Origin of the sequence: Serinicoccus marinus DSM 15273 (assembly GCF_008386315.1) — a bacterium.
Classification (GTDB): Bacteria; Actinomycetota; Actinomycetes; order Actinomycetales; family Dermatophilaceae; genus Ornithinicoccus; species Ornithinicoccus marinus.
The window spans coordinates 1,258,238-1,274,018 of the sequence record NZ_CP043808.1 but is presented as its reverse complement, the minus strand read 5'-3'; the positions used below and the strand labels follow the sequence as shown (position 1 = coordinate 1,274,018).

General features: G+C 70.9%; 15 protein-coding genes and 3 pseudogenes. 11 read left to right on the top strand and 7 right to left on the bottom strand.

Translation table 11 applies throughout. The features are described from left to right. Positions 1-27 precede the first annotated feature (27 nt). The 4 genes and pseudogenes from FU792_RS05965 to FU792_RS16695 form a co-directional block, all read right to left on the bottom strand. Entirely contained in the window at positions 28-1,401 is a 1,374-nt protein-coding gene (locus FU792_RS05965) for a DUF222 domain-containing protein (protein ID WP_084485127.1), read from the bottom strand. Positions 1,402-1,457: 56 nt separating this feature from the next. Continuing rightward, positions 1,458-2,048, bottom strand: a complete 591-nt coding sequence (locus tag FU792_RS17135; protein ID WP_022924634.1) for an SHOCT domain-containing protein — start codon at positions 2,046-2,048, stop codon at positions 1,458-1,460. 40 nt (positions 2,049-2,088) lie between these two features. Continuing rightward, positions 2,089-2,429 (bottom strand): annotated as a pseudogene (locus FU792_RS05955) (DUF2200 domain-containing protein). A 13-nt stretch (positions 2,430-2,442) separates the two neighbouring features. Next, positions 2,443-2,616 carry a hypothetical protein gene (locus tag FU792_RS16695; protein ID WP_022924635.1) on the bottom strand — a complete coding sequence of 58 codons (174 nt, stop codon included), beginning with the start codon at positions 2,614-2,616 and terminating at the stop codon, positions 2,443-2,445. Positions 2,617-2,873: 257 nt separating this feature from the next. On the opposite strand from FU792_RS16695, the gene FU792_RS05950 reads away from it, so the two are divergent. Both FU792_RS05950 and FU792_RS05945 read left to right on the top strand, forming a co-directional pair. After that, complete coding sequence (locus FU792_RS05950) at positions 2,874-3,509, top strand: hypothetical protein (protein WP_022924636.1); 636 nt, start codon at positions 2,874-2,876, stop codon at positions 3,507-3,509. Positions 3,510-3,534: 25 nt separating this feature from the next. Then, a complete protein-coding gene (locus FU792_RS05945) occupies positions 3,535-4,293 on the top strand; it encodes a DUF429 domain-containing protein (protein ID WP_033418766.1) in 759 nt (252 codons plus the stop codon). Positions 4,294-4,339: 46 nt separating this feature from the next. Here FU792_RS05945 and FU792_RS05940 read toward each other — a convergent pair whose 3' ends face one another. Beyond that, on the bottom strand, positions 4,340-5,269 hold the full coding sequence (locus FU792_RS05940; RefSeq protein ID WP_022924638.1) for a restriction endonuclease: 930 nt from the start codon (positions 5,267-5,269) through the stop codon (positions 4,340-4,342). A gap of 321 nt (positions 5,270-5,590) precedes the next feature. Here FU792_RS05940 and FU792_RS05935 point away from each other — a divergent pair, with 321 nt between their 5' ends. The 6 genes and pseudogenes from FU792_RS05935 to FU792_RS05915 all read left to right on the top strand — a co-directional run bounded on the left by FU792_RS05935 (position 5,591) and on the right by FU792_RS05915 (position 9,653). Next, complete coding sequence (locus FU792_RS05935; RefSeq protein WP_149814609.1) at positions 5,591-6,226, top strand: hypothetical protein; 636 nt, start codon at positions 5,591-5,593, stop codon at positions 6,224-6,226. A 102-nt stretch (positions 6,227-6,328) separates the two neighbouring features. Beyond that, complete coding sequence (locus FU792_RS05930; RefSeq protein WP_149814608.1) at positions 6,329-6,610, top strand: hypothetical protein; 282 nt, start codon at positions 6,329-6,331, stop codon at positions 6,608-6,610. Positions 6,611-6,614: 4 nt separating this feature from the next. Next, positions 6,615-7,184 (top strand): annotated as a pseudogene (locus FU792_RS18790) (ERCC4 domain-containing protein); the annotation flags it as partial. Between the two features lie 284 nt (positions 7,185-7,468). Beyond that, positions 7,469-7,561 (top strand): Lsr2 family DNA-binding protein, encoded by a 93-nt coding sequence (locus FU792_RS18785; protein ID WP_338101181.1) that lies wholly within the window; start codon positions 7,469-7,471, stop codon positions 7,559-7,561. Positions 7,562-7,676: 115 nt separating this feature from the next. After that, positions 7,677-9,065 (top strand): AI-2E family transporter, encoded by a 1,389-nt coding sequence (locus tag FU792_RS05920; protein WP_022924642.1) that lies wholly within the window; start codon positions 7,677-7,679, stop codon positions 9,063-9,065. 78 nt (positions 9,066-9,143) lie between these two features. Next, positions 9,144-9,653, top strand: a complete 510-nt coding sequence (locus FU792_RS05915) for a DUF421 domain-containing protein (RefSeq protein ID WP_022924643.1) — start codon at positions 9,144-9,146, stop codon at positions 9,651-9,653. 7 nt (positions 9,654-9,660) lie between these two features. Here FU792_RS05915 and FU792_RS05910 read toward each other — a convergent pair whose 3' ends face one another. Both FU792_RS05910 and FU792_RS05905 read right to left on the bottom strand, forming a co-directional pair. After that, positions 9,661-10,827, bottom strand: coding sequence for a M14 family zinc carboxypeptidase (locus FU792_RS05910; RefSeq protein WP_022924644.1), 1,167 nt, complete (start codon positions 10,825-10,827; stop codon positions 9,661-9,663). Positions 10,828-11,080: 253 nt separating this feature from the next. Then, positions 11,081-11,371 (bottom strand): annotated as a pseudogene (locus tag FU792_RS05905) (thiamine pyrophosphate-binding protein); the annotation flags it as partial. Positions 11,372-11,605: 234 nt separating this feature from the next. On the opposite strand from FU792_RS05905, the gene FU792_RS17130 reads away from it, so the two are divergent. From FU792_RS17130 to FU792_RS05890, 3 genes are read left to right on the top strand one after another with little or no spacing between them, the layout of a single operon-like run. Next, positions 11,606-11,758: a hypothetical protein gene (locus FU792_RS17130; protein ID WP_022924646.1), complete on the top strand. Its 153-nt coding sequence runs from the start codon at positions 11,606-11,608 to the stop codon at positions 11,756-11,758. Positions 11,759-11,783: 25 nt separating this feature from the next. Continuing rightward, the gene (locus FU792_RS05895) at positions 11,784-14,654 is read left to right on the top strand and encodes an FAD-binding and (Fe-S)-binding domain-containing protein (protein ID WP_028130949.1); all 2,871 of its coding nucleotides are present in this window, start codon (positions 11,784-11,786) and stop codon (positions 14,652-14,654) included. After that, the gene (locus FU792_RS05890) at positions 14,651-15,583 is read left to right on the top strand and encodes a ribokinase (protein ID WP_149814607.1); all 933 of its coding nucleotides are present in this window, start codon (positions 14,651-14,653) and stop codon (positions 15,581-15,583) included. Before FU792_RS05895 ends, FU792_RS05890 begins: the two co-directional genes overlap by 4 nt. The last annotated feature ends 198 nt before the right edge of the window (positions 15,584-15,781 follow it).

Below are 15,781 nucleotides of genomic sequence, written 5' to 3'. Positions count from 1 at the left end.
GACGGTGGGGCCGGGTGCGGGGCGAGATCATCGCAGCCGCCACCGCACACCGGTCTCGTCGACGTCGGCACCCGCGTCGTGCTGGTGCACCCACGTGTGGTGCCGCGGACAGAGCAACGCGTAATTGCCCAGGTCCGAGCGGCCACCGCGGGCCCAGTGCACGACATGGTGCGCATCGCACCAGGTCGCGGGCACGTGACACCCGGGGAAGGTGCAGCCGCCGTCCCGGTGCGCCAGCGCCCGTCGCTGACCAGGGGTGACCAGCCTCTTGGCGCGACCGAGGTCGAGGATCTGCCCCGCCTCGCCCAGCACGGCGGGAATGAGGTCGGCCTCGCACGCCAGCTGACGCACCTCGTGGGCCGGCACCGTGCCCTCGTGCACCGTGCGCCCGGTCCCACCCAGGGCACCGCGCAGCTCCTGCAGCCCGATGGTCACCATGACCTGCGCCTTCGGGGTGGTGGGCTGACCCTGCGTGCCCGCCACGCCACGGCGGAAGACCGTCATGAACGCGTCGTAGCGCCGTTGACCCGCGGTGCGCAGGTCCAGCCCGGCCACCGTGGGTCCGCCGCCAGTGGTGGCGTGGACGGCCTCGGCAGCCCCACCGTCAGGGATCAGACGACCAGCTTCCCCAGCATCCGTGCTCGACTCTGTGATCGCGTCCGTGGTCGCATCGGGGCGAGGCGCCGGTGCAGCCAGCGGCGACATCAGCACCGCCCGGATCGCCTCGTAGTCGGCATCGCTGCCCACAGTCAGCACGAAACGCCGCAACGAGCCGTCCGCGAGGGACGACTCGTACACGTCACGCATCTCGTGGCGCGCCTGGGCGCGCGCCACCTGCTCCTTCTCGGACAGGCAGGTCGCCACGAGCTTGGCGGTGATCCTGCCCAGGTCCCGCTCGTCGAACTCCTCACGCGCCGCGGCCACGGTCAACAGCTCGGTCGCCTCCGCATACTCGCCCTCCCCGAGCGCGGGCCGGATCCTCGTGAGTGCCCGCAGGACCTGGGCGGCGCGGTGCACCGGCACACCCCCGTCCTGGACCGCGTCCACCAACGGGACATGCACCCGCTGCTGCGCGGCACGGGCGACCATCGCGATCTCGATCGCGGTCCGCGAGGCGAGCCCCGGGCATACCAACCGGACCCAGTCCACCTCGGAGAAACCGGCCTCCTGGTGCAACCCTCGCGCCAACCCCTCGCGCGCCACCGCCACCAGCAACGCGTGGGTCCGGACCGCCACCCCGTCGAGCACGCCCAACACATCCCCCAGCTCACTCTCCTGCAGCAGAGCCGGCGACCCGAGCGCCGCCACCGACCGCTCGAGCGAATCAGCCAGACCAGCCAGCACCGCCGACACTCCCCCGGCACGACCACCGGCCGCCTCGCTCCCCCACCCTGACTTCATACGAACAACAGTACGAGCCGGCACCGACATACCCTGCCGCCACGCATCGACCCAGGTCAGCGCCCCAGCAACCGTGCCTTCGCCGCGGCGAACTCGCCGTCCGTGAGTGCTCCGCTGCGGTGCAGGCGCGCCAGCGACTCGAGCTCGGCGACCAGCGGGTGCCAGCCACCCTCGGGCGGCACGGGTTCGTCCTCGCGCGGCGGCTCAGCCCCTGGCCGACCCAGCGTGGGGATGACCGGCAGCCGCCCTGATGCCCGCGCCCACGCCTCGTCGAGACCGTTGAACGTCTCCGGGCCATAGTCGAGGGTGCCGAGACCGACCGGCCCCTCCTCCGTCACCGCGGTGACGCGACCCATGCTGAAGGTCTTGACCCGCTCGACCTGCAGCTCGGTGACGACGCTGCGCGGCACGTCGTCGACGACCGGGAGCCCGGCGCTCGGGTCACCCAGGGTCAGCAGCCGCCGGTCGGTGACGACGAGCAGGCTGATGCTGCGGCGGATCCGCCAGCTCACGAAGAGTCCCTGCACCTGCTCGCCCGGCTGCAGCGCGAGCGCGAGGGAGCGGCGCGCCGCGCGCAGGGTGCGCTTGCTGACCTTCTTGTCGCGGTATGCCGTGCCCTCGCCCGGCAGCGGCAGGTGCTCGCTCACCCTCGCTCCCCTCGCCGCGCGTGACCCTCGGGGCGACCCATCAGGAGCGGAGGACCTTCTCCATCGGCCGACCCTTGGCGAGCTCGTCGACGAGCTTGCCAGGAAGCGGATCTTTTGCATGAGCGGGTCCTCGACCTCCTGCACCTTCACCCCGCAGACCGACCCGGTGATCTGGTCGACGTTGGGGTTGATCTCCGCGGCGGCGAAGAAGTCCTCAAACGTCGTCCCGTCCTCGAGGTGCTGGGTCAGGGTGGCGTCGTCGAAGCCGGTCAGCCACTCGATGACCTCGCGCACCTCTGCCTCGGTGCGTCCCTTGCGCTCGGCCTTGGTGACGTAGTGCGGGTAGACCGACGCGACGCTGGTGGTGAAGATGCGGCTCATGGCGCGATCGTCGTCAGCGGGCGGTGTCGCCGTCCGGGTCGTCCTCGTCCGTGGCGTCGTCGGTGCCCGTGTCGTTGGTGTCGGGCGTCTCGGGCACGGCGTCGGCACCACCGTCGGTGGTCTCGCGGTTCAGCGCGCCCGAGCCACCCTCGGAGACGGTGCCGCCCTGGTCGGTGTCGTGGGTCATGCACCCAATGTAGGTGACTCCCTCGCCTCCCGCCTTTGACGCCGTCGCCTGCAAGCCCGGCCGTCATGTGACCCGCGGTGTAGTCTCCTGGGAACCGTGTGACTCGATCCCGGACCGTGAAACCGGGACCAGGAAGGCTCATCATGGCCCGGCAAGCGTCCATCGGAGAGTGGTACTGCCCCCGCTGCGGGGGGACGGGCAGACCCGTCGGCCCCACCCATGAGGACTGGTGCCTGCTCTGCGGCGGGCGGGGCACGGTGAAGTGGGACCCCGACAAGCAGCAGTCCGGTGAGATCAACCCGCTGGACATCGCCACGGACGGCCGGCTGTGGGCCATCGGCCTGCGCAACATGGCCGCGGCGGCCGTCCTGGTGGTGATCGTCGGAGGCCTGTTCCTCGCCGTGATGATCACCTCCACCTGGCTGCAGATGGGTTTGGGGCCGATGCGTGGGGTGGCGGAGATCCTGCCGGAGTCTCTGGTCGCGCGCACGGCCGAGGGGCAGGGCAGCCCGTGGGTGGTGGGGCTGCTCGCCTTCGCACCGTTCCTGGTGGTGGCCGTCGTCGCGACCGTCGCCGCGCGTCGGCAGGCACGGACGGGACGGGGTATGCCGACGCTCGCCTGGACCCTGGGCCGCGCCACCGCCGTGGTGGTCGGGCTGGCGACGGCCATCACCCTCGCCGCAGTCGCGACTGGGGCAGACCTCACGCCGCCGGGGGAAGGCGATAGCTATGTCGGGGTCAGCTCCGACCTGCCGGAAGGATTCACCGGCCCGGTGCTGCTGACCGACACCTGGTGGGCCCTCGCGTTCGTGACAGGGGTGGTCGTGGTGTGGGCATGGTGGAGCCAGTGGCGACTCGGGAAGCGCGCAGCGCGCCGAGCTCGTGAGACGTAGGACCGGGGACCGAGAAGTGACCGGGGTGAGGACAGCGTCGTGTCTCGGCATCGATCTCGCCTGGAACGACCGGGCTCGCACCGGCCTCGCCGCGGTCGACGACGAGGGACGGCTCGTCGGCTCGGCGACCTGCCGCTCGGACGAGGAGATCGACGACTGGCTGCGGGCATACCCGAACCCTGAGGTGGTCGCGATCGACGCACCGCTGATCGTGCACAACCCGACCGGGCAGCGACCCTGCGAGCGCATGATCACCTCGGCGTTCGGGCGCTTCGACGCAGGCTGCCACGCGAGCAACACGAGCAAGGCCTACATGGATCCGCCGCGGGCGGCCCGGCTCGCGCAGCGCCATGGATGGACCACCGACCCCTCCACCATCGGCCGCGGCGTCTGCCTGGAGGTCTACCCGCACCCGGCGATAGTGGGACTGTTCGGCCTCGGGCGCATCCTGCCCTACAAGGGCAAGCGCGGCCGCACCGTCACGGACCGCGTCGCCGCCATGGTCGAGCTGCTCGACCGGATGGAAGGCCTGTCCGGTCTCGACGTGAGCGACAGCGAGCGCTGGCGGGAGATCCGGTATGCCGTCGAGCACGCCACCCGCCCCATGCACCTGGAGCACGTCGAGGACGAGATCGACGCGATCTTCTGCGCCCACCTCGCCTGGTTGTGGCGGCGCTCCCCCGGTGCGCTGGAGGTCTACGGGGATGTCCGCTCCGGCTACATCGTCGCCCCCCCGCCGCCGAGCCACCCGGCGACGCCTCGGGCCCGAATCACAGGGCCGTGAACCCGAGCGGACCGCGAGTCTGCGGCTCGCGCTGCGCGAGCTACTGTCACCCGATCGAGTCCAAGAAGTCTTCGTCCAGCCGATACAGCTCGAAGGTGCTCTGAACCTGTACGCCTACCCCGTAGTGAACGAGCAGGCTGGCGAGCCGCACCCCGTCGATCAACTCGATCCGCGCGTTGATCCGCTCGGCTTCCTGCTCTGCACCCGAGGTGAACCTCGATGTCGTGATGAAGACCCCACGATCACCCTGCTTGCCGAGCAGCGCGCCCGCAAACTCATGGATGCGAGGCCTGGCCACCGGCTGGTCGACGGCGTACCGCTTCGCCTGTACATAGATTCGATCAAGACCGAGTGGGTCCTGGCTGATGATGCCGTCTACCCCTGCATCACCGGTGGTACTGGTGCGCTGCACGGTGCCGAGGGGCCCATAGCCCATGCTCTCCAAGAGCGCCATGACGAGATCCTCGAAGCCTGTGGGTGACAGCTCGAGCGCTCGAGCCAGAACCTCGGCCTCCAGCGCGGCCCGACTTTGCCGCACCGCGCCCTCGATGAGTTCGTGCGGCGTTGCCTCTGCAGCTTCACGGCTGTTCGCCGGATCGGCAGCTGGCGCATCGCCGGTCGTCGTAGTCCTGGATCGTTCCCGAAAGGCCCTGAAGGCTGGGTACCGCTCCAGGGTGGAGGTGTCGATGCGGTCCGGCAACTCCTGCAGAGCCGACCGGCCCGTCGTGGTTATCTGAGCACTCCCACGACGCGGTCGCTCGGCCAGACCAGCCTGCACCAGGTAGGTCAGCGCCCAGCCCACCCTGTTGCTGAACGCTGTCTGCCGTCCGCTGGGTAGCCGCTTCTCACGCTCGGCGACCGTGAGCTCGAGCCGGTCGGCCATGGTCGACCTGACGTCCCGGAAGAGCCAGGTGTCTTGCTCATCGAGCAGCTCCAGGACAGGGCGCATCAGCGACTGGTAGTCCGGGATGGTCATCGCTGGTGCCTCTCAAGGACGACGAGGCCAGGAAGAGCGGCCACGGCCTCACTCGACGCCGGACTCGAGTCGCGATCGCGTTGAACGGACGCGGCAGCGCAACACCTCGAAGGGATTCCGAAGCGAATCGTCGTCATGGCTTCATCCAAACAGGCGCGGCGAAGAGGCGCAACGGAGAAGCAGAGTACACATTGCGGTTCGATAACGATTGGCACATGACCGACGACGTGGCGGATGTCGTCACGTATTTTCGCGGAACACACACCTTGAACGACACCAGAGGACTTACCCATGCGACGAATCTCTGCCCTTTCCGTCTCCATGCTCACGACCGCCGCGCTTCTGTCCGCGTGTGGCGAGGGCGAGGACGCCTCTGATGACGCCACGATTTCGGCAGCTGAGGAGTCGTCGGCCGAGGAGAGCGAGGATGCGGCGGACGAGTCGTCCGCGGAGGCCGAGGCGTCAGACACGGAAAGTAACGCGGAGGACGAGACTTCGGCTGCCGAGGAGTCGACCAGCGACGAGGCAGAGGACCCGAGCGATGAGGAGGAAAGTGCTGATGCTTCAGGGCCCGAGTTCGGCTCTCCGGTGCAGGTCAGCGACAACATGACCGTGACCATCAGCGCCCCGGAGGAGTTCACGCCATCCAGTACGGACTTCCTGTCCGGCGAGTGGGAGACGTTCGTCCGCATGGATGTCCTCGTCGAGAACACGGGCGACGAGCCCCTCGAGTCCTTCAACGTCTACACGCGCGCCACGACCGGTAGTCAAGCTGCCGAGGAGGTGTACGACTACGAGAGCGGCCTGGAGACTCCGAGCGCGGTGATCCAACCGGGTCGTGAATTGGAGTACGCCATCGGATATGGCGTCACTGCCGGCGAGCCCTTCGATCTCACGGTGGAAGACATGATGGATATCTCCAGCGAAGGAACGACGCTCTCAACGGTCATCGAGTAACTCTTCGCATTTTCTGTACCGGCTCTTCCCTAGTCCCTAGGGCCTGCCTGACAATTGTGCGATCAGCATGCACCTGGATGCACCGGCAGTACGCTGATGACCGTGAGCACGAACCTGAAGATCAGTTCCGTGGACAACGCTCTGGCCGCGGCGGCAAAAGCCGAGGCCGCGCGGCGGCACCTGAGCCTGTCGGACTACCTCAAGGAACTCGTCGAGAAGGACCTCCGCAAAAAAGACACCACGGCTCGGCGCGAGCGTCTCTTCGCCGAGATCAGGGCCAACCCACCCCTCGGCATCCATAGCGAGGACACCCTCGCCGCACGGGACGAGGCCCGTCGAGACTCTCAGCTGAGCGCCGATCACCGGGCCGACGGCATACCCTGAATCCGTGCCGGACGACTTCCTCATCGCCCACAACCCCGAGGACGGCTCGCGACTGCCCTACCTGCTGCGCATCCCCCTCGGGCCGGACGGCATCGTGCTCAAGGCGAAAGAGACGTGGCCGCGCACGGTCTACGTCTACTGCCACCGCGCCACCGGATGGCCCGCCGAGCCCGACCTGGTCGAGGTCGTGCCCACCCGATCCTGCATCCGGCGCGGCGCCAGCATCGACCTCGTCCTCGACCGGGGAAAGGAGTTCCGCTCGCAGTTCGTCCTCACCCGAGCCCGCGGCCGCGAGGCGGTCTTCTGGCAGACCGCGCGCACCGCCAAGCAGGCGCGACCGGCGGTCAGTCTCCCCACGGCGCGCGGCTCGGGGATTCCCACCCTCGAGATCGTCGTCGACAGCCACGAGCGGTATGCCTGGACCTTCGACCACCAGCAGGTCACCACCCGCCGCGACGGGCTGCCGGCGGGCGACTACGCGATCGAGGTCGCCGGCCGGGTCGCCGCGTCGGTCGAGCGCAAGAGCCTGGTCGACCTCGTCTCCACCCTGACCACCGGCAAGATGCGCTACCTGCTCGCCGACCTCTCCTCCCTGCCCACCGCGGCCGTCGTCGTCGAGGACCGATACTCCGCCGTCTTCAAGCTCGACCGCGTCCGCCCCGCCGTCTCGCCGACGCGCTCGGCGAGTGCCAGGCCCGCTTCCCCACCGTCCCGATCATCTTCTGCGAGACCCGGGCCCTCGCCCAGGAGTGGACCTACCGCTTCCTCTCCGCCGCCCTCGCCCACGCCGACGAGGAGACCCACGTCGAGACCGAGGCCACACCGCTCACCTCCGCGCGCGCCGCCAGCCCCGGCGAGGTGCGCCAGTGGGCACGCGAGCACGGGTATGCCGTGTCCGACCCCGGGCGCATCCCACGCGAGATCCGCGAGGCATTCGAGGCAGGGCGGTAGGACGGCACGCCCGTCCCCGGTGCCGCGGCGCCTATGCTGCGGAGGCGGCTGCACCAGGGGCCGGAGACGCGAGCACAGACCGGCCACGACGGCATCTCGACACGACAGGAGCACCATGCCCAACCACGACCTGCCCGACGAGGCGCGCGCGGTCGCCGCGCTCCGGGTCACCCCCGAAGCGCCCGCGGACCAGCCCGGGCACCGACCTCCGACCGTTCCCGGCGCCTCCACCCGCCCCTCGGGCACGCCCGAGCCGACCACCAACGTCGGCACCGACCGGATGCGGGTCATCGGCGACGGCTTCACCTTCGTCACCGCGTGGGCACTCCGCGGCATCATCGTCGCGGGCGCGCTCTGGCTCGCCTGGTGGATCCTGGACCGTGTCTGGTTCGGCGTCCTCCCGATCCTGCTCGCGCTCATCGTCGCGACCCTGCTCTCCCCCGTGGTCGCCCTCGGCCGACGGATCGGGCTGCACCCCACGCTCGCGACGGTCCTCACGCTGCTGCTGTCCGTGGGTCTGTTGGTGGGCGTCTTCGCCGCCCTCGCCCCGTCGATCACCTCGCAGTCCCGCGAGATCTTCGAGCAGGCCAGAGGCGGGGTCGACGAGGTGCGAGCCTGGATCAGCGGGCCGCCGCTCAACCTCAACAACGCGCAGATCGACGAATACCTGGGCACCGCCATCACCTGGCTGCAGGAGCGCAGCAGCGTGGCCGCCGGTGCAGTCGCCTCCGGTCTGGGCGTCGTCGGCTCCGCCCTGGTGACCCTCGGTCTCATGGTCGTGCTGCTGTTCTTCTTCCTCAAGGACGGGCCGAGCTTCCTGCCCTGGCTGCGACGCACCACCGGCCGCAGCACCGGCCGCCACCTCACCGAGGTGCTCACCCGCATGTGGACGACCCTCGGCGGCTTCATCCGCACCCAGGCGATCGTCAGTGCCGTGGACGCCGTGCTCATCGGCATCGGCCTGCTCATCCTTCAGGTGCCGCTCGCCCTCACCCTGGCCGTGCTCACCTTCTTCGGCGGCTTCATCCCCATCGTGGGCGCGGTCGTCGCGGGCGGCATCGCCGTGCTGGTGGCGCTGGTGACGCAGGGGCCGACCCAGGCGCTGATCGTGCTGGCGATCGTCATCGCGGTGCAGCAGATCGAGGGCAACGTCCTGCAACCGGCCCTCCAGGGCCGCAGCATGCAGATGCACCCCGGCATCATCCTGCTCGCGGTCGCCGGCGGCAGCACCCTCTTCGGAGTCATCGGCGCCTTCCTGGCCGTCCCCTTCGCCGCCACCTTCGTGGTGCTGCTGCGCTACCTCAGCGAGCAGGTCGACCTGCGCAGCGGTGACATCGACGTCGAGCACGTCGCCTTCGCGACGCCGGAGGGGCGCGTCGCCGGGGCGCGGACGCAATACCTCGGCGAGGTCGAGCGGTCCGAGCGCGCCGGCTCGCGCGACGACACGGCACCTGCGCAGCCCGCCCGTCCGGGCCTGCTCTCCTGGCTCTTCGGCCGGCACTGACCCCGCCTCGGCGGTCCCGTCCTGCGACGGGGACCGACCGGCATGGCGACGCGGCGGATCGGCTGTCACGCTGGTGCGATGGAGACGCTCCTCGACGCCGCACGCGACATGGTGACCCCCGAGACCGGTTGGAGCGCCGAGCTGTTGCTGCGCACCGTGCTGACGACCGTGGTGATGTTCCTGGCGATCGTGCTGCTGGCGCGCCTGTTCGGCACGCGAACCTTCGCCTCCTTCACCACCTACGACTTCCTCACCAACGTCGCCGCCGGCTCGCTGGTCGCCAGCGCGATCCTCAGCGACCGGATGGTCGAGGCGACCGTCGGTCTCGTCGTCCTCGTGGTGCTGCAGTATGCCGTGTCCAGCGCGGCCGCACGCTCCCGCGCGGCGCGGGACGTGGCGGACAACGACCCGGTGGTGCTCGTGCAGGACGGCCAGGTCCTGGCGGGCCCGATGCGTCGTGCGCGTGTCTCCCGCGCCATCCTCGACCAGCACCTGCGCGCCTCCGGCCTCAACCGGGTCGAGGAGGTGCACCTCGCGGTGCTCGAGTCCGGCGGCTCGATCAGCGTGCTGCGACGCGCGACCGGCTGAGCCACCCTCAGACGGGGATGATCCCGCCCCAGTCGGTGAAGTACTGCAGCACCGGTGTGCCGGGGATCTCGTCGTCCCAGATCTGCGGGTCCACGTCGAAGACCTCGCCGGTCGCCAGCCCGTCCAGCCACGCCGTGAGGCCGAGCACGTTCTGCTTGACCATCTTGCCGCGGGCCTTGTGGCCGATGTTGCCGTCGCGGGTGTTGCCCGAGGTCTCGAAGAACACCGCCGGGTTGCTGTGCCCGGTCGGGTTGAGGCCGTTGTAGTCGAGCCCGAGCATCATCGCCGACACCACGCCGCCGCGGATGTCGATGACCGTGCCGTAGCCCACGTCGTACTTGTCCGTGCTGATGAAGCCGCGGTTGAGCGTCTCCAGCCACACGTGGCCCTGCATCTGCCGGGTGACGACGTCGTACTCCCCGCCCTCGATGCCCGGCAGCGTCGGCCCACCGGGGGCCAGCGAGATGCCGAGGGAGAACGTGATGGCCTCGCCCGTCTCCCGGTCGGTCTTCAGGCCCTGGTGGTGGATGTCGAGGGCATACGCCGGCTTGACCATCGTCCAGTACTCGTACCACGCCAGCGACTCGCGCGCGACGAAGGCGTCCGGCGCCCAGTCCCGGTTGAGGTCGACCAGCTGCTCGTTGCCGTCGGCGTCCAGCCGCGGCGCGTCAGCCCCCCGGTCCCACAGGATCGTCTGCCGGATGTTGCCCTCGGAGCCGTCCGGGTTGTAGCAGGGGATGACGTGGACGGTGAACTCCTCACGGATCGCCCGCCACTCCTTCGCCCCGCTCGTGGCCAGGCGCTTGAGCACGGTCAGCGAGGAGTCGAGGCCGTAGGGCTCGTTGCCGTGGATCCGGCCCTGCACCCACACCGGCGTGTCCCCGGTGCCGACGGTCGCGACGTACAGCTCGCGCCCCTGCTCGGTGAGGCTCTCGGCGGTCCCGATCTCGGACAGCGTCCGCACCGTCACCGGGTAGCGGCTGCTCCGCTCCAGCTTGCGCAGCTGGTCCACCATGTCGCCGTAGCTGCGGATCGCCGCCAGCGGCGTGTCCTTGCCGGGGTCGGGGAAGTTCGGCGCGGCCGAGGCGACTCCCGGCCCGGCGACCGAGCCGCCGATCGCGGCCAGGCTCCCCCATCCGAGCAGCGAACGTCGCGAGATCTGGGCAGGGGACATGTGAACCTCCAGGGGGTCGTCAGGGTGGTCCACACGCTAGGGCGGTGATGGTCAAGCCCGGGTATGCCGTCGGTCAAGAGTTGATCAAGACGCGACGTCAAAGGGCCGCCGCCGACCGTCGAAAGCATGCCCCGGCGCGAATTCGACGGTCACCACCGCCGTGTCGACGAGGCGCGACCAGGGAAGTGCTGCCCGGGCGGGACAACGACGGTCACCGCGAAACCACTGAGACGACTGGTCCACCCAGGGCGTCTCAGCTGTTCACCCGGATGATCTCCTCCTGGTAGGGCGCGATGACGTCACCGGAGATGCGGCAGTCGAGCACGAGGAACCGGCGCGACTCCTCCGGCTCGGCGGCCCAGGCCTCGAGCCGGTCCAGGTCCGCCAGCGTCCGCACGACGACTCCCTCGGCCCCGACGCCGCCGGCCATGGCGGCGAAGTCGGCCTCGGGGATCAGCATCGGTCCGCGCGCCAAGCCCTGCAGCCCGTAGAGGTTGACCTCGGCGCCGTAGGCCGCGTCGTTCCAGACCACGGCCAGGCCGCGGCGGCCGCGACCGCCTCACCCCCCGGCACCACCGTCCCGGCCACCCATGGCCCAGCCACCCCACCCTGACTTCATACGAACAAACAGTGCGAGTGGCCACCGACACACCCTGCCGCCGCGCATCGAGACAACGAGGGCGGCCGGTTCGTCGAGCTGCGGACCGGGGAGGACGAGCACCCCTTCGTCTACCGGGTCCAGACCTCCCAGCACCCCGTCCCGACGAACGGCGGGCGGATGATCGGCAACCGCGACCGGTATGCACGGCTCGAGGTGCACCTCGCCGACGGCGGGCAGGACGACGACGTCATGGGGTTCACCCGCGCGCAGGTCATCCACGACTGTCTCGACGCCTACGAGGCGCACCTGGACTTACTGCGCACCGTGTGAGGCGCCGGGGCGGTGCAGGGCTAGGATGACGGGCGTGCCGCGGACGACCCTGGAGATCCCCTGGAGCCGGCTCGAGAGCGCGCTCGGCGAGCAGTTGGGAGACGGCGCGGTCAGCCGGCGGCCGATGGACCTGCACGCGCTCGCGCACGACGCGTCGCACTACCTGTTGACGCCCGAGCTGCTCGTCCGCCCCACTTCCGCGAGCCAGGTGGCCGCGGTGATGGCCGCCTGCGACCGCGTGGGCGCGCCCATCACCTTCCGTTCCGGCGGCACCAGCCTCTCCGGGCAGTCCGTCACCGACGCGGTGCTGGTCGACACCCGCCGGCACTTCACCGATGTCGAGGTGCTCGACGGCGGGGCCCGTGTCCGGGTCCAGCCGGGGGTGACGGTGCGTGCGGTGAACGCCCGGCTCGCGCCCTACCACCGCAAGCTCGGGCCGGATCCGGCCAGCGAGGGCGCCTGCACGCTCGGCGGCGTCATCGCCAACAACTCGAGCGGCATGCACTGCGGCACCGAGCTCAACACCTACGCCACGCTCGAGTCGCTGACCTTCGTGCTGCCCTCGGGCACCGTCATCGACTCGGGCGCCCCGGACGCCGAGGCGGAGCTGGCGGCCAGGGAGCCCGAGCTGGTGGCCGGGCTGCTGGCCCTGCGCCGGCAGGTGCTCGCCGACCCGGACTCGGTCGCGACGATCCGGCGGCTGTTCTCGATGAAGAACACCATGGGCTACGGCATCAACGCGCTGCTCGACTACGAGCGGCCGCTCGACATGCTCGTGCACCTCATGGTGGGCAGCGAGGGCACGCTCGGCTTCGTCGCCTCCGCCGTCCTGGCGACCGTGCCCGTCCACCCCGAGGTAGCCACCGGTCTCCTCGTCCTCGACACCATCGCCGAGGCCACCGGCGCAGTCCCCGCGCTGGCCGGGACCGACGTCGCCACCGCCGAGCTGCTCGACGCCGCGTCGCTGCGGGTGGCCCAGCAGGACCCGGCCTGTCCGCCCCAGATCGCCTCCCTCGCCATCGAGGAGCACGCCGCGCTGCTGGTCGAGTGGCAGGGCGACACCCCCGCCGAGCTGGACGCCACGTTGGCGTCGGCGGCCGCCACCCTCGACGGGCTGGCGCTGACCGAGCCTGCCCGGCTCACCCGGAACGCCCGGGAGCGCGCCGCGCTGTGGAGGGTCCGCAAGGGGCTGTTCTCCGCCGTCGCCGAGGCCCGCCCCGCCGGCACCAACGCGCTGCTCGAGGATGTCGTCGTCGGCGTCGACGTGCTCGGGGAGACCTGCGTCGCGCTGACCGAGCTGTTCGACACGCACCGCTACGAGCAGTCGGTCATCTTCGGGCACGCCCGCGACGGCAACGTCCACTTCCTGCTCAACGAGCGCTTCGACGACCCCGATGCGATGCGCCGCTACGCCGCCTTCACCGAGGACATGGTCGACCTGGTGCTGGGCCAGGGCGGCTCGCTCAAGGCCGAGCACGGGACCGGCCGCATCATGGCCCCCTTCGTCCGGCGGCAGTACGGCGACGAGCTCTACGACGTCATGTGGCAGCTCAAGCGGCTCGTCGACCCACGTGGACTGCTCAACCCGGCGGCCGTCCTCTCCGACGAGCCCACGTCATACCTGCAGGACCTCAAGACCGCGCCGCCGGTCGAGGAGGAGGTCGACCGGTGCGTCGAGTGCGGCTACTGCGAGCCGGTCTGCCCGTCCAAGGACCTCACGCTCACCCCGCGCCAGCGCATCGTGGTGCGCCGCGACATCCAGACCGCGCGCGCCGCCGGTGACCACGCGCTCGCCGACTCCCTCGAGCGCGACTACGACTACGACGGCAACCAGACCTGCGCCGTCGACGGGATGTGCCAGAGCGCGTGCCCGGTCCGCATCGACACGGGTGCTCTCACCCGGAGGCTGCGCAGGGAGTCCGCCACCCGCACGGCGCAGACGGCCTGGGCAGGGGCGGCGCGGGCCTGGGGCACGGTCGCGCCGCTGGGCGGGCTGGCGCTGAGTGCGGCCCGCCTGGTGCCCTCCGGCGTCCCGGTGGCTGCCACGCGGGTGGTGCGCGCGGTGGCCGGCGCCGACGCCGTACCGCTCTACGACCCGCGCCTGCCGCGCGGCGGCCGGCGTCGCCGTGAGCTCGACCCCGCCTCCCCCGCCGCCGTGCTCTTCAGCACCTGCATCGGCGAGATGTTCGGGACCGAGCCGGGCGGCCACCGCGGCGACCTGGGCTCCGGGGCGACCGGTGCACTCGTCGACCTGTGCGTGCGCGCCGACGTCCCGCTGCGCACGCCGGCCGGTATCCGCGACCTGTGCTGCGGCACCCCATGGAAGTCCAAGGGGCTGGACGACGGGTATGCCGTCATGGTCGACCGGGTCGTCCCGGCCCTGCGGGAGGCCACCGAGGGTGGCCGGCTGCCGGTGGTGGTCGAGGCGTCCTCCTGCGCCGAGGGCCTCGTCGTGATGCTCGCCGAGCGCGCGCCGGAGCTGAGGGTGGTGGACGCCGTCGACTTCGTCCGGGACACCGTGCTCCCCCGGCTCGCCGTACGTCGCACCGACCGCACCGTCGTCGTGCACCCCACCTGCTCCTCCGAGCGGTCCGGCAGCACCGAGGCCCTGGTGGCCCTGGCTCGTGCGGTCTCGACCGACGTGGTGGTGCCGGTGTCCTGGGGCTGCTGTGCCTTCGCCGGGGACCGCGGTCTGCTGCACCCCGAGCTCACCGCCTCGGCCACCGCGGCGGAGGCCGCCGAGGTCGCGGGTATCGTCGCGCGGGTGACCCCGAGCCCGGCCGCCGAGCCCGGCTTCGTCTCCTCGAACCGCACCTGCGAGATCGGGATGACCCGGGCCACCGGCCACCCGTACCGGCACGTGCTCGAGCTGCTCGCCGAGGCGAGCCGGGCATGAGCGGCCGGCTGCTGGTCGTCGGCTCCGTCAACGTCGACCTCTTCACCCACGTCGAGCGCCACCCCGCACCGGGCGAGACGCTGCTCGGGACCGGTGGAGAGCGCTCACCGGGCGGCAAGGGGGCCAACCAGGCAGTGGCCGCCGCGCTGCAGGGCGCCCCCGTCAGTCTGGTCGGCGCGGTCGGTGCGGACGCCGACGCCGACGTCGCGCTGACCTGCCTCCGCTTGGCCGGCGTCGACCTGGCGCAGGTCGTGGCCCTGCCGACGGCACGGACGGGGCTGGCCGTCATCACCGTCGGCGCCGACGGGGAGAACACCATCGTGGTCATCCCCGGTGCCAATGCCGAGGTGGGTCCGGAGCAGGTCCAGGCAGCGGTCGACGATCTCACCGCCGCCGACCTGCTGCTCCTCCAGGGCGAGCTGCGGCGGGACACCACCGAGGCAGCCCTGCGGGCCGCGGCCGCGAGGCGCATCCGGACCGTCTTCAACGTCGCTCCCTGGTCCGGCGTGGACGGTGACGTGCTCACCCTGGCCGACCCGCTCGTGGTCAACGAGCACGAGGCCGCCCTTGCCGCCCGGGAGCTCAGGCTGGGGTCCGAGGTGACCGCCGGCCAGCCCGTTGACTTGGCGCGCGCCCTGCTCACCGCCGGGATGCGCTCGGTGGTCATCACCCTCGGCGGCGCGGGTGCCGTGGTCGCCCACCCGGACGCGGTGACGTCGCACCCCAGCCCCCGGGTGTCGGTCGCCGACACCACCGGGGCGGGCGACGCCTTCACGGGTGCGCTGGCCGCACGGCTGCTGCGGGGCGATGACCTCGCGACTGCCACGGACCACGCGGTACGGGTGGGCGCCTACGCCGTGCAGCACGCCGGGCCCAACCGTCCTACCCGGGCCCTGACGCCACCCTCTCCTGACGGGACCAGCCCCTGAGCCGGCCTGCCTTCCCCCGCCACCCCGACCGAGCGTCGCTTGTGGTTGCGGTAGGGCCCACCCAGCGTCGTGACTGGTTGCTGCCATCCATCATAATCAACCATTCACGACGCTCGGTCAGTCTGAGGCCAACCATTCACGACGCCCGGTCGGGGGCGTGGCTGGGTGCGTTGACCGGCGTGCGTTGACAGATCGGGT

What these genes read in the sequence shown, in the direction of transcription:
- FU792_RS05965 (WP_084485127.1), bottom strand. Translation starts at nt 1,401, where the DNA reads ATGAAGTCAGGGTGGGGGAGCGAGGCGGCCGGTGGTCGTGCCGGGGGA.
- FU792_RS16695 (WP_022924635.1), bottom strand. Translation starts at nt 2,616, where the DNA reads ATGACCCACGACACCGACCAGGGCGGCACCGTCTCCGAGGGTGGCTCG.
- FU792_RS05940 (WP_022924638.1), bottom strand. Translation starts at nt 5,269, where the DNA reads ATGACCATCCCGGACTACCAGTCGCTGATGCGCCCTGTCCTGGAGCTG.
- FU792_RS05935 (WP_149814609.1), top strand. Translation starts at nt 5,591, where the DNA reads ATGCTCACGACCGCCGCGCTTCTGTCCGCGTGTGGCGAGGGCGAGGAC.
- FU792_RS05920 (WP_022924642.1), top strand. Translation starts at nt 7,677, where the DNA reads ATGCCCAACCACGACCTGCCCGACGAGGCGCGCGCGGTCGCCGCGCTC.
- FU792_RS05915 (WP_022924643.1), top strand. Translation starts at nt 9,144, where the DNA reads ATGGAGACGCTCCTCGACGCCGCACGCGACATGGTGACCCCCGAGACC.
- FU792_RS05910 (WP_022924644.1), bottom strand. Translation starts at nt 10,827, where the DNA reads ATGTCCCCTGCCCAGATCTCGCGACGTTCGCTGCTCGGATGGGGGAGC.
- FU792_RS17130 (WP_022924646.1), top strand. Translation starts at nt 11,606, where the DNA reads ATGATCGGCAACCGCGACCGGTATGCACGGCTCGAGGTGCACCTCGCC.
- FU792_RS05895 (WP_028130949.1), top strand. Translation starts at nt 11,784, where the DNA reads ATGACGGGCGTGCCGCGGACGACCCTGGAGATCCCCTGGAGCCGGCTC.
- FU792_RS05890 (WP_149814607.1), top strand. Translation starts at nt 14,651, where the DNA reads ATGAGCGGCCGGCTGCTGGTCGTCGGCTCCGTCAACGTCGACCTCTTC.